The organism is Pseudomonas fluorescens (assembly GCF_002837185.1).
GTDB classification, from domain to species: domain Bacteria; phylum Pseudomonadota; class Gammaproteobacteria; order Pseudomonadales; family Pseudomonadaceae; genus Aquipseudomonas; species Aquipseudomonas fluorescens_AM.
On sequence record NZ_KZ477990.1, the window covers coordinates 124,664 to 146,884 of the forward strand.

Here is a 22,221-nt window from a genome sequence, read left to right on the forward strand (position 1 = left end):
GTGTTCCAGAGTGCCGTCGGCGCAGGTTTCTGACAAGACACTTTAAACCTTGCCGCTTGCAGCTAGTCTCAAGATCAAGTCGCCGCGTTATCCACACCGGTGGCTGGACACTCATTATTGAGGTTGCCATGAAAATTCGAGACCTGCCCCAGCATTGGGAAGAGACCGCCAAGGGTCAACTGACCAAAACCGAATACGCCATTCATCTGGATGTGGAGGCCGCCGCGAGGCTGGCCGCCCTGGCCGAGATGTACCCCAAGCGTCACGCCGAAGAGCTGCTCGGCGAGCTGATCGGCGCCGCCCTTGAAGAGCTGGAAGCCAGCTTCCCTTACGTGAAAGGGCAGCAGGTGATCGCCACCGACGAGGAAGGCGATCCGCTGTATGAAGACGTCGGCCCCACACCGCGATTTCTGACACTGTCACGCCGCTATCTGCATGATTTGTCAGCCGGTGCTGACGAACAGAAGCACTGATCACAGTTTCCTCCATTCCAATTTAACCCTTGTATTCCGGGCTTTTCAGCGGCCCGGAGTACCGTTGTGCGTGCTGAAAGTTCCAATTTTCTTAAGCTGACCGATCAGTCAGATATTTTTTTAGGCAAATCGCCATCTTCGCTGAACTTTTGAAAAAAGCCTCCGGTCACAGCCAGTAAGCCATCACTTGGAACGCTCGTTTGAACTGGCGTCATGTGCTTCGCAGCCGGGCCCGCAAACGAACACCACGATGGATTTTGATGTTTTTCAGGAGTTACCCAATGGAGTTGAAGACGATGAAGACCAGCACTGCCAAATCCTCGTTTAACCACCTGCGCGGGCTTAAATTGGCCGCGCTGGCAATCGGCACCAGCTTCGTTCTGGCAGGTTGCGCCGGTAACCCGCCGACCGAGCAATACGCAGTGACCCAGTCTGCGGTCAACAGCGCGGTCAGCGCCGGCGGCACCGAGTTCGCAGCCGTGGAAATGAAGTCGGCCCAGGACAAGCTCAAAGAAGCTGAAATCGCCATGCACGACAAGAACTACGACAAAGCCCGTATGTTGGCTGAACAAGCCGAGTGGGATGCTCGTGTCGCTGAGCGTAAAGCCCAGGCTGCCAAGGCCGAACAAGCGGTGAAGGATTCCCAGAAAGCAGTTGACGAGTTGCGTAAGGAAGGCATGCGCCCGGCTGCTATCCAGCAGAAGTAAGCCGCTGCCCCTTGATTGCATCGCACCTGATATCGAATTGAAAGGACGACACGACTATGCGTAAACAATTGATGATCCCTGCCCTGTTGGCGATGAGCGTTGCCTTGGCAGCCTGCTCCACCCCGCCGAACGCGAATCTGGAAAACGCACGGACCAACTTCACGGCCCTGCAAACCAACCCGCAGGCTACCAAGCTCGCAGCGCTGGAAACCAAAGACGCCAGTGAATGGCTGGACAAGGCAGACAAGGCCTACCGCGACAAGGAAGACGAGAAGAAAGTCGACCAACTGGCTTACCTGACCAACCAGCGTGTAGAAGTGGCGAAAGACACCATTTCCCTGCGTGAATCCGAATCCAAGCTGAAAAACGCTGGCGACGAACGTGCCCGCGCCCTGCTGGACGCCCGTGACGCGCAGATCAAGCAACTGCAAAACAGCTTGAACGCCAAGCAAACCGATCGCGGCACCCTGGTGACTTTCGGTGACGTGCTGTTTGCCACCAACAAGTCCGACTTGAAGTCCAGCGGCCTGGTCAACATCACCAAGCTGGCTCAGTTCCTGCGCGACAACCCGGACCGTAAAGTGATCGTCGAAGGCTACACCGACAGCACCGGTTCCGACTCGTACAACCAGAGCCTGTCCGAGCGCCGTGCAGCTTCCGTACAGCGTGCACTGGCCCAGCAAGGCGTGGATATTTCGCGCATCGTGACCCAGGGTTACGGCAAGGAATATCCGGTTGCCGACAACGGCAGCGTCTCCGGCCGTGCGATGAACCGTCGCGTTGAAGTGACGATCTCCAACGACAACCAGCCAGTCAAGCCGCGCTCGTCCGTTGCTAACTGATTGATTGAAGCGGCATAAAAAACCCACCTCACGGTGGGTTTTTTTTGGGCTCGTCGAACTGTACGGTACGACCGGTATCATCAGCCGGCATTTGAATCTGCGCACCCGCCTGCTTATCTACCTGGCTATCAAGCCTGCTGCGGCGAGCAGCTTCCTGTTCAATCGCCACATGCTGCCTTGCCATGATCAGCATATTTTCCAGCACTGGAATCTTGAATTCCATCCTCGCCTCAAACCGTGTGAGTGACAACGCTTTGTGTGGTATCTGACGAAATAAGGTTCCAGGCATTCCTGCCGAGACCGACGACTGGCCATGTGATACACAAAAAAAACCGCCCCTACAGGCGGTTTTTCCCAGCAGCTTGATCAGTTGCCGATTTGGCCTGAACCTTGATAGTCCGGCTGCTGGATCTGGCCCTGGCCCGCGTTCTGCCCACCGCTTTGGCCATCTTCCGCGCCTTGAGCGCCCTGCGCACCTTGAGCGCCTTGCGCACCGTCGGCTTTCTGCGCGAGCAGCTTCTTCAGCAGCTCCTCCAACGCCTTGAGGGGATCCTCCCCACCGGCACCACTATTTCCCTGGCTGCCTTGAGAGCCTTTCGCTTTAAGGTTCTGGATCTGATTTTGTACATCGTTAATCTGCTTGTCGAGGCCTTGAGAGCCTTCCTGGCTATTGCCAGCGCCGCTCGCACCACCCATGCCACCCATGCCACCCATGTTTCCGGCACCCGACATTCCGTTGATTCCTGCCATAAATGCTCACCCCTATCAATGAATAAAATGGGCCGATCAGCAGCGCCAATCAGCCCATAATCTGTGGTGGATGAGTCAGGATGGTTCCGCCCAGCCCAATGACTGACCGGCTTTAAATCAATAATCCGTACGAGTGGCGGCACTTTCCCACGACGGGCGAGCAGCATTCATTGTTGCAATTGCGGGGTTTCTTGCCCGATACAGCGCACTGCCTGTTTCTTGTTGTTCACCAGTACGCCGCTCAGGCCTTTCTGGTCGGTATCGAACATCACCAGCACGCCCTCGACGCACTGCGCCACTTGCGCGGCAGGGGTCAGTGAAACCTTGTAGTCCTCACCCGGCACGGTCTTGAGCATCGTGAATTCACTGAGCAGCAGCGCATCTTCCGGCTTGGCGAAGTGCAGGTAGCCGTAGTACCACAAACAACCGACCGTACCGATAATGGTGCCGATCCCCGTGAGAATCAGCGGGATCATGTTGCGCTCTTCACTCATTGCGGGCTCTCTGATGGGTCAACTTTAGAAAGGGGGTAATTCGGAATTTCGCCCAGACGCCGCAGGCCGTTGAAATGCTGCGGGTCATCCAGGTAACGCAGCATGACGGTCTGCCAGGTCTTGTCGGCAAACGTCTGCACATGCCCGCCTCGCGTCAGCTGCAGCACCCTGGGCGGTGGCGCGGCTTGATACAGGCGTAGGCCGTTGGACACAGGCACAATCGGATCATCCAGGCTGTGAAACAGCAGTTTGGGAACGCCCGTGAGCTGGGGCATGGCGTTGATCGCGCTGTCGGCGTCGGGCACCAGCCAGGACAGAGGCACCTGCAACGGCCATGTTAACCAGGATGTGCCTAGGGCAAATTGTCCCACGTCACGATAACTGGCAGGCACACCATCCAATACCAGGGCCTTGAGCCGGGATTGGCGCTCGGGGTGAGCGGCCAGATAATGCACGGCCAAGGCGCCGCCCAGGCTCTGGCCAAGCACTACCAACGGCTGCCCCTGGGCTTCGGGCGCCTGATCCAGCCAGCTGAAGGCAGCGTCCACGTCCTGATAGATTGCCGGCAATGACGGCTTGCCTTGCGAAAGCCCATAACCGCGATAGTCAAGCAACAGCACCTGGTAGCCCTGCTCCGGCAACCACCAACTGCCGCCCAGATGCCACGCCAGGTTGCCACCGTTGCCGTGCAGGTGCAGCACAGTGCCTTTGAGGGGCACGCCAGGCTTGGCCGGCAGCCACCAGGCGTGCAGTTTCACGCCGTCGGCGGTGGTGAGGGTGACGTCGCGATACGCCAGGTGGGCTTTTTCCGGCGTGAACGGCAGGCCGGGCTCCGGGTAGAACAGCAGGGCGCTGCAGCCGTTCAATGTCAGTAGCAGGCACAGAATGCCGAGGATTCTCATCCGTTGAAGCCTCGTGAGTGAGATGAAATTGGCGAGCTTGGGAGATCCCAGGTGAACTCCCGCGCGGTCAAAGGATATTGGAATAGTCAGCCTCGATCCGGTCCAGGCTCAAATGGTTGAGAAAGTTGGAAAAGCACATCCAGGCCGCCAGTGCGTTCATGTCGCGGAACTGTTCGGGCAGGTACTTGGGCGGCACGACCAGGCCTTCGTCGACCAGTTGGCGCAAGGTGCGCATATCTTCGAGCGTGGTCTTGCCGCAGAACAACAACGGCACCTGTTCCAGCTTGCCCTTGCGCACGGCCAACTGGATGTAGTTGTAGACCATGATAAAGCCCTTGAGGTAGGACAAATCCTTGGTAAACGGCAGGCCGGTCGGCACCGAGCCACGGAACACACGGCTGGCGTTGCCGTAGCTTTCAGCCATTTCAAAGCCTTGCTCGCGGAAGAACTCGAACACCTGCAGGAAGTCGGCGCCCTCCTCCACCATATGGATGGCGCGGGTGCGGTTGGTCAGTTTGCGCAGCCGGCTGGGGTATGAGGCAAACGTGATGATTTCCATCAGGATCGCCAGGCCTTCCTGAGTCACGGTGGACGAGGGCGGCCCCTTGGACAGGAACGTGCAGATCGGCTGGTTCTGGCCATTGAGGGTGGTGCCCACATGCACCAGGCCTTCGTGCACTTCCAGGGCGCGCACGTCACGGTCGTTGAACATCGCGTCGGCGCGGATCTTGATGTAGTCGGCGCCCGCGGCTGCGTCGGCGACGATGCCATCGGATTCGAACACACGGATGGTCTCCTCGGCCTCGCCGAACACCTTGTTCAAGCGTGTTTGCAGCAAGGCGACGGCATCCTTGGCGGTGAGGGTCTTGGCTTCGTCCTTGAGGTCGCCACGGCCGTCGATATTGTTCAGATAGTCCGAGAGCATCAGGCCCAGGTCCGCCAGCGTCGGGTCGCCGGCGTGGAAGGCGTCGGAAGCGGCGCCGTAGAGTTCCTGGGAGATCAGGCCGAAGTCCTCGGTGCCACGGGCTTCGAGCATCCGCACGACCATGCGGTATTCCCGGCACATGCGGCGCATGATCTGCCCTACCGGGCTGAACTGGCCGAGACGCCGGGTAATGTCGCGCTCGATGTTCTGGAACTCCAGCTTGACCGCGCTCGAATCGAACGACAACGGCCGGTTCAGGTAGTAATCGCGATCCACGGCGGGCATGGCCTTGCCCTTGGCCTTGAGAAAGCCCTGGCGAATGTTTTCGTCCCACTTCACGGCGTCGAGGACGCGGATCGGCGTTTGCGCCAGCACAATGCGATCGGACAAGCTGCGTATCGTCTGCTGGTAATCGTCCACCCGGTGCTTCCTCTTTGAACGTGGCCTTTCTGGTATCAGACTGAAGCCAACACCAAGTGCATGTAACGCTTGAGTATCTCCAGCATTTCGTCACCGGTCAGCGGCTCTGCGCTGCCCAACAGGCCCTGATATTCCATCCGACTGATAATCGCCGTCAACACCTTGGCATCCTGCTGCGGCTCGCGCGAGCCCAATACCTGGAAAAACTGCCCGGTGCCTTGCAACAGAATCTGTTGGTGGGAACGCACCAGTTCGGCAAGGCGCGGATTCAACAAGGCTTCCTGGCGAAAGGCCTGCTCGGCCATCAGGTATTCACGACGGTTGGTCAGTTGGCGCTGCACATAGTCGGCGGTCAGCCGCGCAATGTCATCGGCCAGCTGCGAGCGCGACGCCGGGCTGCCATCACCATAGGCGACCATCTCGCGCAGCAGGCCTTCGTTGCGCACCCACAGTTTGCCCATGAACGCGGCGCTGCGTTCGACGTATTGGGCGAAGGTATCGGTGAGCAGGTCATCGATGTCTTTGAAGTAGTAGGTGGTGGCCGACAACGGCACGCCGGCCTCCGCCGCCACGGCCCGGTGACGTACCGCACGTACCCCGTCGCGTACCACGATGCGCATGGCCGCATCGAGAATGTCTTGCCGGCGTTGTTCGCTGCCCCGGCGGCTGGCCTTGCGGCCCTGGTACTGGACGCTATCGGCCACAGAGGCAGCAACGGAAGAAGGGGAATAAAGTTGCAAGCTTCAAGCTCCAAGCGACAAGTTAAGGCGGACACGGAAAGCTTGCAGCTTGCGGCTTGACGCTTGCGCCCTTGAGTCAAAAAAAAGCCGCCTTACTAGGAAGGCGGCTGCTTTTTATGCTTGTGGCCGCATGTGCGGGAACAAGATCACATCGCGAATCGACGGCGAGTTGGTGAGCAGCATCACCAGGCGGTCGATGCCGATACCTTCACCGGCGGTGGGCGGCATGCCGTATTCCAGGGCACGTACGAAGTCGGCATCGTAGTGCATGGCTTCATCATCGCCGGCGTCCTTGTCGGCCACCTGCGCCATGAAGCGCTCGGCCTGATCTTCCGCGTCGTTAAGCTCGGAATAGGCGTTGGCGATTTCACGGCCGCCAATGAACAGCTCGAAACGGTCGGTAACGTTCGGGTTGTCGTCGTTACGACGCGCCAGCGGCGACACTTCGAACGGGTACTGGGTAATGAAGTGCGGCTGTTCCAGCTTGTGCTCGACCAGCTCTTCGAAAATCATCACCTGCAGTTTGCCCAGGCCTTCGAAGCCCAGCACCTTGGCGCCGGCTTTTTTGGCGATGGCGCGGGCCTTGTCGATGTCGTTCAGATCGTCAGCGGTCAACTCAGGGTTGTACTTGAGGATCGAGTCGAACACCGACAGGCGCACGAACGGCTCGCCGAAGTGGAATACCTTGTCGCCGTATGGCACGTCGGTGCTGCCCAGCACCAGCTGCGCCAGTTCGCGGAACAGTTCTTCGGTCAGGTCCATGTTGTCTTCGTAGTCGGCGTAGGCCTGGTAGAACTCCAACATGGTGAATTCAGGGTTGTGCCGGGTCGAGACGCCTTCGTTACGGAAGTTGCGGTTGATCTCGAACACCTTCTCGAAACCGCCGACCACCAGGCGCTTGAGGTACAGCTCCGGCGCGATCCGCAGGAACATTGGCAGGTCCAGCGCATTGTGGTGGGTTTCGAACGGCTTGGCCGCAGCGCCACCCGGGATGGTTTGCAGCATCGGCGTTTCCACTTCAAGGAAATCACGCTGGGCCAGGAAGCTGCGGATGTGGGCGATGACCTGCGAACGCACGCGGAAGGTCTGGCGCACGTCTTCGTTGACGATCAGGTCAACATAGCGTTGGCGGTAGCGCTGCTCGGTGTCGGTGAGGCCGTGGTGCTTGTCCGGCAGCGGGCGCAGGGACTTGGTCAGCAGACGCACGCTGGTCATCTCGACGTACAGGTCACCCTTGCCGGAACGGGCCAGGGTGCCTTCGGCTGCGATGATGTCGCCCATGTCCCAGGTTTTCACCGAAGCCAGGGTTTCTTCGCAAAGGGTCTTGCGGTTGACGTAGACCTGGATGCGCCCGGTCATGTCCTGGATCACCATGAACGAGCCACGGTTGAGCATGATGCGACCCGCCACCTTGACCGGGATCGCCGCTTCTGCCAGCTCTTCCTTGGTCTTGTCCGCGTACTGTTTCTGCAGGGCATCGCAGTAATTGTCGCGGCGGAAGTCGTTGGGGAAGGCGTTACCCTTGGCGCGCTCGGCAGCAAGCTTTTCCTTGCGCAGGGCGATCAGGGAGTTTTCTTCCTGTTGCAGGGCTTGCGGGTCGAGTTGTTGGTCGCTCATGTCTTAAATTTTCCATCAAGGTTCGTTGCCCCCAGGCCTGCGGCCTGGGGATCGCAGGGCAAGGACTAGACGTCCCCCCCGCTCCCACAGAGGGTGTTACAGGCCGGACTTCAGGCTGGCTTCCAGGTATTCGTCGATATCACCGTCGAGCACCTTGTCGCAGTCGCTGCGTTCGATGTTAGTGCGCAAATCCTTGATCCGCGACGCATCGAGCACGTAAGAACGGATCTGGTGGCCCCAGCCGATGTCCGACTTGGTGTCTTCCAGCGCCTGGGACGCGGCGTTGCGCTTCTGCATTTCCTGCTCGTACAACTTGGCCCGCAACATTTTCATGGCGGTGTCCTTGTTGGCGTGCTGGGAGCGCTCGTTCTGGCAGCTGACCACGGTGTTGGTCGGTACGTGGGTGATACGTACGGCCGAGTCGGTGGTGTTTACGTGCTGGCCACCGGCGCCGGAGGAGCGGTAAGTGTCGATGCGCAGGTCGGCCGGGTTGATCTCGATTTCCACCTTGTCGTCGATCTCCGGGGAGACGAACACCGCCGAGAAGGAAGTATGGCGACGGTTGCCGGAGTCGAACGGGCTCTTGCGCACCAGACGGTGTACGCCGATCTCGGTACGCAACCAGCCAAAGGCGTATTCGCCCTTGATGTGCACGGTCGCGCCCTTGATACCGGCGACTTCACCGGCGGACAGCTCCATGATGGTTGCGTCGAAACCGCGCTTGTCGGCCCAGCGCAGGTACATGCGCAGCAGGATATTGGCCCAGTCCTGGGCCTCGGTGCCACCGGAACCGGCCTGGATATCCAGGTAGGCATTGTTCGGGTCCATTTCATGGCTGAACATGCGGCGGAATTCAAGCTTGGCGAGGTTTTCCTCGAGACGGGCCAGCTCGGCGACAACATCGCCCACTGCGCCTTCGTCATCTTCTTCGACGGCCATGTCCAGCAGGTCACGGCAATCGGCCAGGCCGGTGTTCAGTTCGTCAAGGGTGTCGACGATCTGCGCCAGCGCAGCGCGCTCGCGCCCCAGTTCCTGGGCGTACTCGGGTTTGTTCCAGACACTCGGATCTTCAAGCTCGCGATTGACTTCGGTCAGACGCTCATGCTTTTGATCGTAGTCAAAGATACCCCCGAATAGTTTCGGAGCGCTCGGACAGGTCCTTGATGGTGTTAAGGATCGGGTTGATTTCCATGGCGGGCAGCACTCGTTGGCGAACTTTTGAAAGCCGGCGAGTATAACGGCAAACGCCTGGAAACGGCAGTCCACCCGGCCGAAAAGGCAGAGGTTTGTACACAATCCCAAGACCGACGAAGAGCCAAATGTGGGAGGGGGCTTGCCCCCGATGGCAGTCTGTCTGCCAATGAAGTTGTGACTGACACACCGCTATCGGGGGCAAGCCCCCTCCCACATTTGGCTTTGCGCCGGCCTTGAATTATTCGATACCCACCTGATTACGCCCATTATGCTTGGCCATATACAGTCCCTTGTCCGCCGCCATGATCAACTGGCGACAATCGGTGCCCTGTACGGGTGTCAACGTCGACAACCCAATGCTGATGGTCAGGCTCGACCCTTCCGCCGGCGCGATATGCGGGATTTTCAGGGCGGCCACCGCCATGCGCAGTTTTTCCGCCACCAGCCGCGCACCGCCCGGCGAGGTGTTGGGCAGCACCAGCGCGAACTCTTCGCCGCCATAGCGTGCCGGCAGGTCCGAGGGACGGCTGCTGGCTTCGCGGATGGTGTTGGCGACTTTGCGCAAGGCTTCGTCACCCTCGACGTGGCCAAAGCTGTCGTTGTAGGTCTTGAAGAAGTCCACATCGATCATCAGCAAGGAGAGCTGGGTCTGGTCGCGCATGGCACGGCGCCATTCCAGTTCCAGGTATTCGTCGAAGTGACGGCGATTGGACAGCCCGGTCAGGCCATCGGAGTTCATCAGCCGTTGCAGCACCAGGTTGGTGTCCAGCAACTGTTGCTGGCTGACCCGCAGCGCACGGTAAGCCGCGTCGCGCTGCAACAGGGTCATGTAGGAGCGCGAGTGATAGCGAATGCGCGCCACCAGTTCAATATTGTCCGGCAGCTTGACCAGGTAATCGTTGGCCCCGGCGGCAAAGGCGGCGCTCTTGATCAGCGGGTCTTCCTTGGTGGAAAGCACGATGATCGGGATATTCGCCGTGGCCGGGTGGTTGCGGTATTCGCGCACCAGGGTCAGGCCGTCGAGGCCGGGCATGACCAGGTCCTGCAGGATCACGGTCGGCTTGATGCGAATCGCCTGGGCGATCGCCTGGTGCGGGTCGGCGCAAAAGTGGAAATCGATGTTTTCTTCATGGGCCAGGCCGCGCCGCACGGCTTCGCCGATCATGGCCTGGTCGTCGACCAGCAGCACCATGGCGGCGTTTTCGTCGGTCTTGAAGTCGTCGAGCTGTAAATCATTCATGAGCAGTCACCTGAATTACTGCCTGCAAACCAGCACGGCCGGAGATGTTCGATCATGCAAAGACCTCCAGCAATCGCGGCGCAATTCTATCCAGTGGGCGAATTTCAACAGCGGCGTCAATCGCCGCCGCCGCTTTGGGCATCCCATACACCGCCGAACTCAACTGGTCCTGGGCGATGGTCAAATATCCTTGTTCGCGCATCAACTTGAGGCCCTGGGCCCCGTCGCGCCCCATGCCGGTCAGCAGTACGCCGACGGCGTCACCGATCCAATAGCTGGCGACACTTTCGAAAAACACGTCGATGGAAGGCCGGTAGATCTCGTTCACCGGCTCTGCGGTATAGGCTAGCGTGCCATTTTTCAACAAGCGAATATGGTGGTTGGTGCCGGCCAGCAAGACCACGCCGCTCTGCGGTGGCTCACCCTCTCGCGCCAGGCGCACCGGCAGGCCGGACGCACTGCTCAACCACTCGGCCATGCCGGCGGCGAACACCTGGTCCACATGCTGGACCAGCACGATGGCGGCGGGAAAGTCACGCGGCAAAGCCTTGAGCAGCACTTCCAGGGCCGCCGGGCCACCCGCCGACGAACCAATGGCCACCAGGCGTTGCCGCTTGCCGGTACTGCGCTGCGGTGCGGTCTCAGCGCGCACGCGGGGGCCACGCTGGCCGATCAGCCAGCCAATGTTGAGGATCTTGCGCAACAACGGCGCTGCCGCATCCCTGGGGTTGCCCACGCCGAGCGCCGGAGTGTCCACCACATCCAGGGCGCCGTGGCCCATGGCTTCGAACACCCGGCTCATATTGGCCTGGCGATCGACAGTCACCAGCAGAATCGCACAGGGCGTCTCGGCCATGATCTGCCGCGTGGCCTCCACGCCGTCCATTACCGGCATGATCAAGTCCATCAGGATCAGGTCCGGCACCCGTTCGGCACAGCGCTGCACCGCTTCCAGGCCATTACTGGCCACCCATACCACCTCGTGCGCGGGTTCCAGGCTCAAGGCCCGCCGCAACGCCTCGACGGCCAGGGGCATGTCATTGACGATCGCAATCCTCATGCCCGGGCGCCCCCGATCAGTTCAACCACGGCGTCGAGCAAGGCGTCGTCGTGGAAGCTGGCTTTGGCCAGATAATAGTCGGCGCCGGCGTCGAGGCCTCGGCGTCGGTCTTCTTCCCGATCTTTGTAGGAAACCACCATCACCGGCAACGATTGCAGGCGACTGTCACGGCGCAAGAGTGTGACCAATTCAATACCGTCCATGCGAGGCATATCAATATCAGTGATAAGCAGGTCGAAATCCTCGGAACGCAAGGCGTTCCAGCCATCCATGCCATCGACCGCAACGGCCACTTCATAACCGCGATTGAGTAATAACTTGCGTTGCAGCTCACGCACGGTCAGCGAGTCGTCCACCACCAGCACCCGCTTGCGCGGTGCTTCGGTGGCCTGCCGGGTGCGCCGGGCGATACGTTCCAGACGGCCGGTGTTGAGCAACTTGTCCACCGAACGCAGCATGTCTTCCACGTCGACGATCAGCACCACCGAGCCATCGTCGAGCAAGGCGCCGGCGGAAATATCCTGGACCTTGCCCAGGCGATCATCCAGCGGCAATACCACCAGGGTGCGCTCACCGATAAAGCGCTCCACGGCGATCCCATACACGGCATCGCGCTCGCGGATTACCACCACTTTCAAGGTATCCGAAGGGGTTTGCCCCGGTGGTCGCTGCAACAGCTGGCTGGCGGCCACCAGGCCGACATGTCGGCCCTCGTGCCAGAAATGCTGGCGCCCTTCCAGTTGCACAATGTCCTCGGGCGCCAGGTCGCACATGCGTTCGATGTGCGCCAGCGGGAAGGCGTAGGCCTCTTCACCGACCTCCACCACCAGGCTGCGCACTACCGACAAGGTCAACGGCACCTCCAGATGAAAGCGACTGCCCTGCCCCGCCGTCTGCTCCAGCACCACGGCGCCGCGCAGTTGACGCACCATATGCTGCACGGCATCCAGGCCGACGCCGCGACCGGACACTTCGGTCACCTTGTCGCGCAGGCTGAACCCCGGCAGGAACAGGAACGTGAGCAGTTCTTCCTCGCTCAGGCGCAACGCGGTTTCCACGGGCGACAGGTGCCGGTCGACAATGGTGCCGCGCAAGCGCTCAAGGTCGACGCCGTTACCGTCATCGCTCAACTCCAGCACCAGCAGCCCGGCTTGATGCGACGCGCGCAGGCGAATCAAGCCTTCCGCCGGCTTGCCCGCCAGCAGCCGCTGCTCGGGCATTTCGATGCCGTGGTCGACGGCATTGCGTAATAAATGCGTGAGTGGGGCCTCGAGCTTTTCCAGCACATCGCGGTCGACCTGAGTCTTTTCGCCCTCGATCTCCAGGCGCACTTGCTTGCCCAGGCTGCGGCCGAGGTCACGCACCATGCGCACCTGCCCGGCCAGCACATCGGCAAACGGGCGCATGCGACAGGCCAACGCGGTGTCGTAAAGCACCTGGGCCCGCTGGCCGGCCTGCCAGCCATACTCGTCCAGCTCGGCGTGCTTCTGCGCCAGCAGCGCCTGGGCTTCACTCAACAAGCGTCGGGTATCGGCCAACGCTTCGTGGGCCTCAAGGTTCAAATCGACGACCTTGAGGTGGCCCTCCAGGGTATCCAAGGCGCGCAGGCTGTTGCTTTGCAGGCGCTTGAGGCGCTGCAGGCTGGCCAGGTAAGGCTTGAGTCGCTGGGTTTCCACCAACGATTTGCTGGACAGGTCCAACAGGCTGTTCAAGCGCTCCGCCGTGACCCGCAGTACGCGCTCACCGCCTTCGGTCATGCGCTTGCCCTGGCGCGGCGGCTCGCTGATGACGGCGGGCGCAGGCTCAGGTTCGGGCGGCAGCGCTTCGATCACCGGCATGGGAGCGGGTTCCGGTTTCGGCGCGACCAAGGCGGTGGGATGCGACGGGTCCAGCAAGCGCTCCATCAGCGCCACATAGGCCTGGATATCCGCCGTCCCGACGTCATTGCCCGGGGTGGCAATGCGCATCAGCAAATCCGTACCCTGCAGTAACGCGTCGATATGTTCGGGCTGCAGGTACAAGCGCGCTTCCTGGGCGCTGACCAGGCAGTCCTCCATGACATGGGCCACGCTGACGCCAGCATCCACCCCGACAATCCGCGCCGCGCCCTTGAGCGAGTGCGCAGCGCGCATGCAGGCCTCAAGCTGGTCGGCCTGGGTCGGGTTGCGCTCCAGGGCCAGCAGGCCTGCACTGAGCACCTGGGTCTGCGCATCGGCTTCCAGACTGAACAGTTCCAACAGCGAGGCATCGCGCATCTGGTCGGGGGTCATGCGAAGCTCCGGGTCACGGCGGACAACAGTTGAGCCTCGTCCAGCCAGCGCAGGCTGCGGCCTTTCCACTGCAATACGCCCTGGGTGAAACGCGCGCTGGCCTGCGTACCGGAGGCCGACGCGGCGCTCAAGGTGCGCTCATCGATGGCATGGATGCCATCCACTTCGTCCACCGGCACAACCACCGGGCCATCCTGCGCGGCTATGATCAGCATGCGCGGCATGATGCGCCCGCCGGTGGCGCCGGTATTGGCGCTGTCCAGGCCAAGCAGTTCCACCAGCGACAGGCAAGCCACCAATGCGCCGCGTACGTTGGCCACGCCCAGCAATGCGCGGGAGCGCTGGTGCGGCAAGGAGTGGATCGGTTGCAAGGGCGCGACTTCCACCAGGCAACGGGTAGCGATGCCAAGCCACTCTTCGCCGAGGCGGAACATCAGCAAGGAGCGGGTGGCCACCGGGTTATCGAGCTCGCCAGCGGCTTGCGCGGGACGCTCGTCCTGCGCCAGGGCATAGCGGTCGAGCAGGCGCGTGGCCGCGGCCGAATACACCGAGCAGTTACGGCAATGGATGTGGTCCGCCAGCAAGGGGCAGGATTTGTCGCCATGAATGCCGATGCGGTTCCAGCAGTCGTCGATGGCTTGGGTTTCGGCCAGGGTCAGGTCCAGGCCTGCGGTGTCCAGCGCGTCAGGGCTACTCATCGTTTGGACTCACTGTCAGCTCGCTCGCTACGCGCGGCGCGCGCCTGCAAACGACGCGCCCCCGCACTGTCGCCCTGGGCCTCCAGCAACGCGGCCAGGTGCATCAAGGCCTGCGGATGCTGCGGCTCAAGGTATAAGGCTTTACGGTAATACCCTTGGGCTTGCGGGGCATTGCCGGCCACATCGCTGAGCAAGCCCAGCCAGTAGAACACCTGGGCGGCCGGCGGATGACTGCCCAGATAGCGCTCGCACGCAGCCCGGGCCTCGGCACTTTTGCCCTCATTGGCCAAGGTGGCGATCTGGTTGAGCAACTCGCCGGCCTCCGTGTGCGGTGCCTTGACCGGCGCCGTCCGGGCGCTGACCGTACTGAACGGGCGCGGCTTGAGCGCAACAGGTGCCGCACTGCGCGGCGGCGTGGGCGCCGGCACCGGTACAAACACCGGGACCGGGGCGGCCGACGCCACATGCCGACTGAACGCAAAGGATTGCGGCACGCCAATCGAACGCATGCCATGGCGTCCCAGCAGGCTGCCTTCGGCCGGGCCGATAAACAGCACGCCGTCGACGTGGGTCAGTTCCTTGAGCACATCGAAGACTTGCTTCTGGGTGGGCTGATCGAAATAGATCAGCAGGTTGCGACAGAACACAAAATCGTAGCTGGGCTCGTTGGCCAACAGTGCCGGGTCGAGCAGGTTGCCGACGTGCAGGCGCACTTGCTCGCGCACCCGGTCGGCGATGCGGTAGGCACCGCCGTCTTCAGTGAAATGCCGGTCGCGAAATTCAAGATCGGCGCCGCGAAAGGAGTTCTTGCCGTACACACCGCGGCGGGCACGCTCCACGGACAGCGGGCTGACGTCCATCCCTTGCACTTTGAATTGGTGGGGCGCCAGGCCGGCGTCGAGCAGGGCCATGGCAATCGAATAGGGTTCTTCGCCGGTGGAACAGGGCAGGCTGAGAATGCGCAAGGCGCGCATCTGGTTGATCTCGGCCAGGCGTGCATGGGCCAGGCGGGCCAAGGTCGCAAAGGACTCGGGGTAGCGGAAAAACCAGGTTTCGGGAACGATCACCGCTTCGATCAGTGCCTGCTGCTCATCATGGGAGCTGTGCAGAAGCTGCCAGTACGCGTCCGCGGTCTGCGCCTGGGACACCTGGCAACGCTGGCGCACCGCACGCTCGATGATCGCTTCGCCCACCGAAGCGACGTCCAGGCCGATGCGTTCTTTCAGAAAGGCCGAGAAGCGCGGATCACTGCTCATAGGCTCAACTCGCTGGAAAACAGCAACGCACGCACGTCATCGGTCAACAGCTCGGCTACGCCGATCCATTGCATCAAGCCCAGCGCATCTTCGCGCACCGGCCCCAGGTAGGGCGCCTGGCGGTTATCCAGGCCATAGGGCTGGAACTCGGCGGGGTCGCAACGCAGGGTGTCGGTGGCCTGCTCCAGGATCAGGCCCAGCCACCGCGCCTGGCTCCAGGGTTGTGGCTGATAATTGACCAGCACCAGCCGCGTGCTGGTACGGGCATGGGCCACGGTACCAAAGGTCAGTGCGCTCAGGTCGATCACCGGCACCAGCGCGCCGCGATGGGCAAAGATGCCCGCCACCCACACAGGTGCCTGGGCGATGGGCTTGAGCGGCAGGCGCGGCAGCACCTCGACCACTTCAGTCGCCTTGAGGGCAAAGCGCTCACTGCCGATGTGGAACACCAGGAACAACGCCTTTTTCACTGCCGCGACGGCGCCGCGTTTAGCCGCGAAGTCGCTCATCAGACTTTGAAACGCGACACGCCACTGCGCAGACCCACCGCGACCTGGCTCAGTTCATCAATGGCAAAGCTGGCCTGGCGCAGGGACTCGACGGTCTGGCTGCTGGCATCCCCCAGTTGCACCAACGCGTGGTTGATCTGCTCGGCGCCGGTGGCCTGGGCCTGCATGCCTTCGTTGACCATCAACACCCGCGGCGCGAGGGCCTGCACCTGGTGGATGATTTGCGACAGTTGCTCGCCCACTTGCTGCACCTCGAACATGCCGCGGCGCACTTCTTCGGAAAACTTGTCCATGCCCATCACGCCCGCCGACACGGCCGACTGGATCTCGCGCACCATCTGCTCGATGTCGTACGTCGCGACGGCGGTCTGGTCGGCCAGGCGGCGGACTTCGGTGGCGACCACGGCAAAACCGCGCCCGTACTCACCGGCTTTCTCGGCCTCGATGGCGGCGTTGAGGGACAGCAGGTTGGTCTGGTCAGCCACTTTGACGATGGTCACCACCACCTGATTGATGTTGCCGGCCTTTTCATTGAGGATCGCCAGCTTGGCGTTGACCAAGTCGGCGGCGCCCATCACCGAATGCATGGTTTCTTCCATGCGTGCCAGGCCTTGTTGACCGGAACCGGCGGCGACCGAAGCCTGGTCGGCGGCGGTCGACACTTCGGTCATGGTGCGCACCAGGTCCTTGGAGGTCGCGGCGATTTCACGCGATGTGGCGCCGATTTCAGTGGTGGTGGCGGCGGTTTCGGTGGCCGTGGCCTGTTGCTGCTTGGAGGTGGCGGCAATCTCGGTCACCGAGGTGGTGACCTGCACCGACGAACGCTGCGCCTGGGAGACCAGCGCGGTCAGCTCGGTCATCATGTCGTTGAAGCCGGTTTCGACCATATTGAATTCGTCATTGCGCTCCAGGTTCAGGCGCTTGCTCAGGTCGCCCGTGCGCATGGTTTCGAGGATATCGACGATGCGTTTCATCGGCGCCATGATTGCGCGCATCAACAGCAGACCACACAGCGCGGCGGCCAGCACCGCCAGCAGCAGCGAGACGCCCATGCTGATCTTCGCGGCCTCGACGGCATCATCGATGGCGGCGGTGGCCTCGTCGGCAACTTGTTTGTTCTGCTGGATGATGTCATTGAGCTTCGCGCGGCCTGCGACCCAGGCGGGCGTCAGTTGCTCGTTGAACAGCCTGAGGGCCTCCACGGCGTTGTTGCTCTGCTGCGCCTGGAGCACTTGGGCGAGGATCTGGTTGTAGCGCTGGTGGATTTTTTCGAAGGCGTCGAAATCGCTGCGATCCTGGGTGAAGTTGATCGTCTGGGCGTAGTCGGCCATGTATTTCTCAAGGCGTGCCTCGAAAGACTTGTAGTCCTGCTTGTCCTCCTCGGAAATGCCCTGGTTTTTGTGGATGCCCACCAATTCCTGGGTTTGCAGGTAGCTGTCGACCCAGGCGCTGCGAATCATCGAGCTGAAAAACACGCCAGGCACCGCGTCATCGCGCACGGAGCTCTCACTGGTTTCGATTTTCAACAGGCGCGAATACGAGAGCACGACCATCAGCAGCATGATCGCGATAATTACCGCAAAGCTCGCCAAAATCCGTTGGCGCAGGGTCCAGTTCTTCACAGTAATTCCTCGCAGATCCATTCAAATGGAGGGGAGTATAGCTGAGCGATGGCGTGTATTAACCAATGGTTTGCGGGGACACTGCAGGTGCCAGCGCCGCCCTTGGGGCAGGCGCCCTGGCGCTTTGAACCAAGCCCGGTTTGAATGTGGGAGCAGGCCCGCCCCCACATGTGGACAGGTAGGCGGTTTTATTCGACGTTAAGGCGCACCTGTTTCTCCAGCTCCGCCTTCAGGCCCGGCTCCAGCTTCAGCTGGCGCGCCAGTTCGTCCAGGTAGGCCTTCTCCATGAAGTTTTCCTCGTCCACCAGCATCACACTGGCGATGTACATCTCGGCGGCCATTTCCGGGGTGCCGGCGGCGCGGGCGACGTCGGCCGGGTCAAGGGGCTTGTTCAACTCGGCATGCAGCCAGGCTTGCAGTTCGCGGTCGTTGTCGAGCTTGGTGAACTCGCCTTCGATCAACGCCCGCTCACGCTCATCCACATGCCCGTCAGCCTTGGCGGCAGCGACCAACGCTTTGAGAATGCCCTGACTGTGTTGCTCGACCTGGGCCGGCGGCAGCCGATCAATGGTTTGCGGCTCGCCCTGGGGTGCGCTGGCCTGCTGTGCCTGCCAGTTGCCGTAGGCTTTGTACGCAATGACCCCCAAGGCGGCGAGGCCGCCGTAGGTCAGGGCCTTGCCGCCGAATTTGCGCGCCTTTTTATTGCCCAGCAGCAAGCCCATGGCGCCGGCCGCCAATGCGCCACCGCCTGCGCCACCGAGCAAACTGCCGAGCCCGCCACTGCCAAGCAGCCCGCCGAGGGCGCCTTTGTCAGCTGATTGACGCTGACCGCCAGCCTTGTTCTGCAACATATCCTGGCCAGACTTGAGCAACTGATCGAGCAATCCACGGGTATTCATTCGTAGCCTCCAGACACTTGGGTTCGTAGGAGCAATAGGCCCCCAGCGTAAAACTAAGTGCCAAAAACGCTGTATCTAGAGTGCTTCCAGATGTAACGCCCTGCCCTGGCGTCGGAAATGTCTTGTTGCACAGCGGCGCCATCATGCTGCCATCAATGATTTTTCCTTCACCATCGAACCGCTTAAGCTATCCGGCGTCTGTTTATTGTCCGTTGCGTTTGGCCGAAGGCATGTCCGAACCGTTATTTCTGATCCGTTACGTGCCAGGAACGGCGCGGGATTCGCTCACGACAGGTTGTCTCTATGCACCGCAGGAATTTGCTCAAAGCGTCCATGGCCATTGCGGCTTACACCGGGTTGTCGGCCAGTGGCCTGCTGGCCGCGCAGGCCTGGGCCGGAAACCGTGCCGCCGATGGCAAGGCCGTGGCATTCGATTTCGACACGCTCAAGGCCCAGGCCAAGCAGCTCGCCGGCGTCGCCTACAAAGATACCCGGCAGGTGCTGCCACCCACGCTGGCAACCATGACCCCGCAGAACTTCAACGCCATTGGCTACGACGGCAACCATTCGCTGTGGAAGGAACTGAAGGGGCAATTGGACGTGCAGTTTTTCCACGTCGGCATGGGCTTCAAGACGCCGGTGCGCATGCACAGTGTCGATCCCAAGACCCGCGAGGCCCGCGAAGTGCATTTCCGTCCTTCGCTGTTCAACTATGAAAAAACCACGGTTGACACCAAACAGCTGACCGGCGACCTGGGCTTCTCCGGGTTCAAACTGTTCAAGGCGCCGGAGCTTGACCGCCATGATGTGCTGTCGTTTCTGGGTGCCAGCTACTTCCGTGCCGTGGACTCCACCGGCCAGTACGGCCTGTCGGCGCGCGGCCTGGCGATTGACACCTACGCGAAAAAACGCGAGGAGTTCCCGGATTTCACCCAGTTCTGGTTCGAAACCCCGGACAAGGACGCCACCCGTTTCGTGGTCTACGCCCTGCTCGATTCCCCCAGCGCCACCGGCGCCTATCGCTTCGATATCGACTGCCAGGCCAATCAAGTGGTGATGGCGATCGATGCCCATATCAACGCGCGCACCGCCATCGAACAATTGGGCATTGCGCCCATGACCAGCATGTTCAGTTGCGGTACCCACGAACGCCGGATGTGCGACACCATCCACCCGCAAATCCACGACTCGGATCGCCTGGCCATGTGGCGCGGCAACGGCGAGTGGATCTGCCGTCCGCTGAACAACCCGGCCAAGCTGCAGTTCAACGCCTTCGCCGACACCAACCCCAAAGGCTTCGGCCTGGTGCAGACCGACCACGAGTTCGCCAGCTATCAGGACACCGTGGACTGGTACAGCAAGCGCCCCAGCCTGTGGGTAGAGCCCACCACCGCCTGGGGTGAAGGCTCCATCGACCTGCTGGAGATCCCCACCACCGGCGAAACCCTGGATAATATCGTCGCTTTCTGGACCCCGAAAAAGCCGGTGGCGGCCGGTGATTCGCTCAACTACGGCTACAAGCTCTACTGGAGCGCCCTGCCGCCGGTGAGCACACCGCTGGCCCAGGTCGACGCCACGCGCTCGGGCATGGGCGGATTTACCGAAGGATGGGCCCCTGGCGAGCATTACCCTGAGGTGTGGGCACGCCGCTTTGCAGTGGACTTCAAGGGCGGCGGCCTGGACCGTTTGCCAGCCGGCACGGGCATCGAACCGGTGGTCACTTGCTCTCACGGCGAGGTGAAAGACTTCAGCGTGCTGGTGCTCGACAACATCAAGGGCTATCGCATTCTGTTCGACTGGTACCCAACCAGTGACAGCGTGGAGCCGGTCGAACTGCGTCTGTTTATCCGCACCCAGGACCGTACCTTGAGTGAGACTTGGCTGTATCAGTACTTCCCGCCCGAGCCGGGCAAGCGTAAATACACCTGACAACACGGCGACCCCTGCTGTGGGAGCACTGTGCTCCCACACGTTGCCCAGCAGTCATTCAAAACCTCGACACGGTTTTCATCGCCCCAATCAAATACCGCATCGCAACCTGATCGCTCTCGGTCAGGGCGCGATAATGCGCCAGCAATTCGATTTCATCCGAACTCAACCTGCGGCCACGCAAGAACAATCTGCGGGTCAGAAAAGACGCCATCACACCCGCTACACCATAGGACTTGGCCATGGACTGCTTCTCCTGATATCGATCCAATACTCCTGCTGCCCATTTCCGCGTGCCGTGAAGCGGACTGATTTCCTGGGCCGAAAATCAGGCTTACCGTAAGCGTAGAAACAATCTGGTTACGTGTGGGATTTTTTTAGAGTATTCACTTAAATAATTGCCTCGGTAACAAATACCTACAACCATTTCTCACACCCTCACCGACCCATCAGATCGATCTGCGTCATAACCACGAGCAAAAAAAACCCACCGGGTCAGGGTGGGTTGTGTGGGCATACGCCAAGGATCAATCGCGCAGATCCGATTCATGAATCGGCTGGTCGCGGTGCGTTGCCCGTTGATATTGCGCCGGCCAGATCGCCTTGCGCCCGCCCAGATCATCGTCGGCATGCAGCGGCCAGTACGGGTCACGCAACAGCTCGCGGGCCAGGAAGATGATGTCGGCCTGGCAGGTGCGCAGGATGTGTTCGGCCTGGGCCGGCTCGGTGATCATGCCGACCGTGCCGGTGGCGATGCCCGACTCCTTGCGCACCCGCTCGGCAAAGCGCGTCTGGTAACCGGGGCCGGTGGGGATTTCGGCGTTGGCGGCGGTGCCGCCGGAGGACACGTCGATCAAGTCTACGCCGAGGTCTTTCAGGCGGCGCGCCAGTTCCACGGTTTCATCGGGGTTCCAACCGTCCTCCACCCAGTCGGTGGCGGACACGCGCACAAACAGCGGCAGGTTCTGGGGCCAGACTTCGCGCACCGCGCGGGTCACCTCCAGGACCAGGCGGATGCGGTTTTCGAAGGAACCGCCGTACAGGTCCTGGCGCTGGTTACTGATGGGCGACAAGAACTGATGCAACAGGTAACCGTGGGCGGCATGGATCTCCACCACTTCGAAACCGGCGGCCAGGGCGCGCTTGGCGGCGACGACAAAGTCTGCGATCACTTGGCGGATCTGCGCTTCATCCAGCGGTTTGGGTTGCGTGTGCTGAGGGTCGAATGCGATAGGCGACGGGCCTACCGGCACCCAACCGCCGTCTTCCGGCTTGACGCTGCCATGCTTGCCGATCCACGGCCGATAAGTGCTGGCCTTGCGTCCGGCGTGCGCCAACTGGATACCGGCCACCGCGCCTTGCGCCGCAATAAAGCGTGTAATGCGTTGCAACGGTTCAATCTGTTCGTCTTTCCACAAGCCCAGGTCCTGGGCAGTGATGCGACCATCGGCGGTCACGGCGGTGGCTTCGGTAAAAATCAGCCCGGCGCCACCCACAGCACGGCTGCCCAGATGCACCAGGTGCCAGTCGTTGGCCAGGCCATCATCGCTTGAGTATTGGCACATCGGTGATACCGCGATGCGGTTCGGCAAGGTGAGTTGACGCAGGGTATAGGGTTCGAGCAGCTGACTCATGGCGCACCTCTTCGGGTTCTGTGGGCAAGCTCCAAGGCTC

At 61.3% G+C, this 22,221-nt stretch carries 22 protein-coding genes; 4 read left to right on the forward strand and 18 right to left on the reverse strand.

The genetic code is table 11. The features are described 5' to 3' along the window. Positions 1-128 precede the first annotated feature (128 nt). The 3 genes from CIB54_RS07810 (at position 129) to CIB54_RS07820 (ending at position 2,022) form a co-directional block, all read left to right on the forward strand. Positions 129-473, forward strand: coding sequence for a pilin assembly protein (locus CIB54_RS07810; protein ID WP_065951908.1), 345 nt, complete (start codon positions 129-131; stop codon positions 471-473). Positions 474-754: 281 nt separating this feature from the next. Beyond that, positions 755-1,180, forward strand: coding sequence for a DUF4398 domain-containing protein (locus tag CIB54_RS07815; protein ID WP_065886057.1), 426 nt, complete (start codon positions 755-757; stop codon positions 1,178-1,180). Between the two features lie 56 nt (positions 1,181-1,236). Then, positions 1,237-2,022, forward strand: a complete 786-nt coding sequence (locus tag CIB54_RS07820) for a lipotoxin F family OmpA-related lipoprotein LptF (RefSeq protein WP_065951907.1) — start codon at positions 1,237-1,239, stop codon at positions 2,020-2,022. Positions 2,023-2,050: 28 nt separating this feature from the next. On the opposite strand, the gene CIB54_RS07825 is transcribed toward CIB54_RS07820, so the two are convergent. The 16 genes from CIB54_RS07825 to CIB54_RS07900 form a co-directional block, all read right to left on the reverse strand. Continuing rightward, positions 2,051-2,245 carry a hypothetical protein gene (locus CIB54_RS07825; protein ID WP_065951906.1) on the reverse strand — a complete coding sequence of 65 codons (195 nt, stop codon included), beginning with the start codon at positions 2,243-2,245 and terminating at the stop codon, positions 2,051-2,053. 143 nt (positions 2,246-2,388) lie between these two features. Beyond that, complete coding sequence (locus tag CIB54_RS07830; protein WP_198557187.1) at positions 2,389-2,772, reverse strand: hypothetical protein; 384 nt, start codon at positions 2,770-2,772, stop codon at positions 2,389-2,391. 167 nt (positions 2,773-2,939) lie between these two features. Next, on the reverse strand, positions 2,940-3,266 hold the full coding sequence (locus CIB54_RS07835) for a PA3694 family proteiin (RefSeq protein WP_065951905.1): 327 nt from the start codon (positions 3,264-3,266) through the stop codon (positions 2,940-2,942). Further along, a complete protein-coding gene (locus tag CIB54_RS07840) occupies positions 3,263-4,168 on the reverse strand; it encodes an alpha/beta hydrolase (RefSeq protein WP_101219379.1) in 906 nt (301 codons plus the stop codon). Before CIB54_RS07840 ends, CIB54_RS07835 begins: the two co-directional genes overlap by 4 nt. A 67-nt stretch (positions 4,169-4,235) precedes the next feature. Continuing rightward, complete coding sequence (locus CIB54_RS07845) at positions 4,236-5,513, reverse strand: flavohemoglobin expression-modulating QEGLA motif protein (protein ID WP_057723241.1); 1,278 nt, start codon at positions 5,511-5,513, stop codon at positions 4,236-4,238. Between the two features lie 35 nt (positions 5,514-5,548). Beyond that, a complete protein-coding gene (locus CIB54_RS07850; protein WP_065951903.1) occupies positions 5,549-6,253 on the reverse strand; it encodes a TetR/AcrR family transcriptional regulator in 705 nt (234 codons plus the stop codon). A gap of 114 nt (positions 6,254-6,367) precedes the next feature. Further along, a complete protein-coding gene (gene lysS, locus CIB54_RS07855) occupies positions 6,368-7,870 on the reverse strand; it encodes a lysine--tRNA ligase (protein WP_065951902.1) in 1,503 nt (500 codons plus the stop codon). Positions 7,871-7,966: 96 nt separating this feature from the next. Next, a protein-coding gene (gene prfB / locus CIB54_RS07860) for a peptide chain release factor 2 (protein WP_100226016.1) occupies positions 7,967-9,062 on the reverse strand; the annotation gives its coding sequence in 2 pieces (ribosomal slippage) (positions 7,967-8,989 and positions 8,991-9,062; 1,095 coding nt in all). A 240-nt stretch (positions 9,063-9,302) separates the two neighbouring features. After that, a complete protein-coding gene (locus CIB54_RS07865) occupies positions 9,303-10,304 on the reverse strand; it encodes a response regulator (RefSeq protein WP_065891946.1) in 1,002 nt (333 codons plus the stop codon). 52 nt (positions 10,305-10,356) lie between these two features. Next, positions 10,357-11,364, reverse strand: coding sequence for a chemotaxis response regulator protein-glutamate methylesterase (locus tag CIB54_RS07870; RefSeq protein WP_065951901.1), 1,008 nt, complete (start codon positions 11,362-11,364; stop codon positions 10,357-10,359). Beyond that, on the reverse strand, positions 11,361-13,634 hold the full coding sequence (locus CIB54_RS07875; protein WP_101219381.1) for a hybrid sensor histidine kinase/response regulator: 2,274 nt from the start codon (positions 13,632-13,634) through the stop codon (positions 11,361-11,363). Before CIB54_RS07875 ends, CIB54_RS07870 begins: the two co-directional genes overlap by 4 nt. Beyond that, positions 13,631-14,332 (reverse strand): chemotaxis protein CheW, encoded by a 702-nt coding sequence (locus CIB54_RS07880; protein ID WP_065951899.1) that lies wholly within the window; start codon positions 14,330-14,332, stop codon positions 13,631-13,633. Before CIB54_RS07880 ends, CIB54_RS07875 begins: the two co-directional genes overlap by 4 nt. After that, positions 14,329-15,588 (reverse strand): CheR family methyltransferase, encoded by a 1,260-nt coding sequence (locus CIB54_RS07885; protein WP_101219383.1) that lies wholly within the window; start codon positions 15,586-15,588, stop codon positions 14,329-14,331. The genes CIB54_RS07880 and CIB54_RS07885 overlap by 4 nt, the downstream gene beginning before the upstream one ends. Beyond that, positions 15,585-16,097 (reverse strand): chemotaxis protein CheW, encoded by a 513-nt coding sequence (locus tag CIB54_RS07890; RefSeq protein WP_065951897.1) that lies wholly within the window; start codon positions 16,095-16,097, stop codon positions 15,585-15,587. The genes CIB54_RS07885 and CIB54_RS07890 overlap by 4 nt, the downstream gene beginning before the upstream one ends. Further along, positions 16,097-17,719 (reverse strand): methyl-accepting chemotaxis protein, encoded by a 1,623-nt coding sequence (locus tag CIB54_RS07895; RefSeq protein WP_065951896.1) that lies wholly within the window; start codon positions 17,717-17,719, stop codon positions 16,097-16,099. Before CIB54_RS07895 ends, CIB54_RS07890 begins: the two co-directional genes overlap by 1 nt. 188 nt (positions 17,720-17,907) lie before the next feature. Next, positions 17,908-18,618: a tellurite resistance TerB family protein gene (locus tag CIB54_RS07900; protein ID WP_101219385.1), complete on the reverse strand. Its 711-nt coding sequence runs from the start codon at positions 18,616-18,618 to the stop codon at positions 17,908-17,910. 303 nt (positions 18,619-18,921) lie between these two features. On the opposite strand from CIB54_RS07900, the gene CIB54_RS07905 reads away from it, so the two are divergent. Further along, the gene (locus tag CIB54_RS07905; RefSeq protein WP_065951894.1) at positions 18,922-20,547 is read left to right on the forward strand and encodes a glucan biosynthesis protein D; all 1,626 of its coding nucleotides are present in this window, start codon (positions 18,922-18,924) and stop codon (positions 20,545-20,547) included. A 58-nt stretch (positions 20,548-20,605) separates the two neighbouring features. On the opposite strand, the gene CIB54_RS07910 is transcribed toward CIB54_RS07905, so the two are convergent. Together CIB54_RS07910 and CIB54_RS07915 are read right to left on the reverse strand one after the other, a co-directional pair. Continuing rightward, positions 20,606-20,791 carry a hypothetical protein gene (locus tag CIB54_RS07910; protein ID WP_101219387.1) on the reverse strand — a complete coding sequence of 62 codons (186 nt, stop codon included), beginning with the start codon at positions 20,789-20,791 and terminating at the stop codon, positions 20,606-20,608. A gap of 283 nt (positions 20,792-21,074) precedes the next feature. Continuing rightward, complete coding sequence (locus CIB54_RS07915; protein WP_101219389.1) at positions 21,075-22,181, reverse strand: NADH:flavin oxidoreductase/NADH oxidase; 1,107 nt, start codon at positions 22,179-22,181, stop codon at positions 21,075-21,077. Between the last annotated feature and the right edge of the window lie 40 nt (positions 22,182-22,221).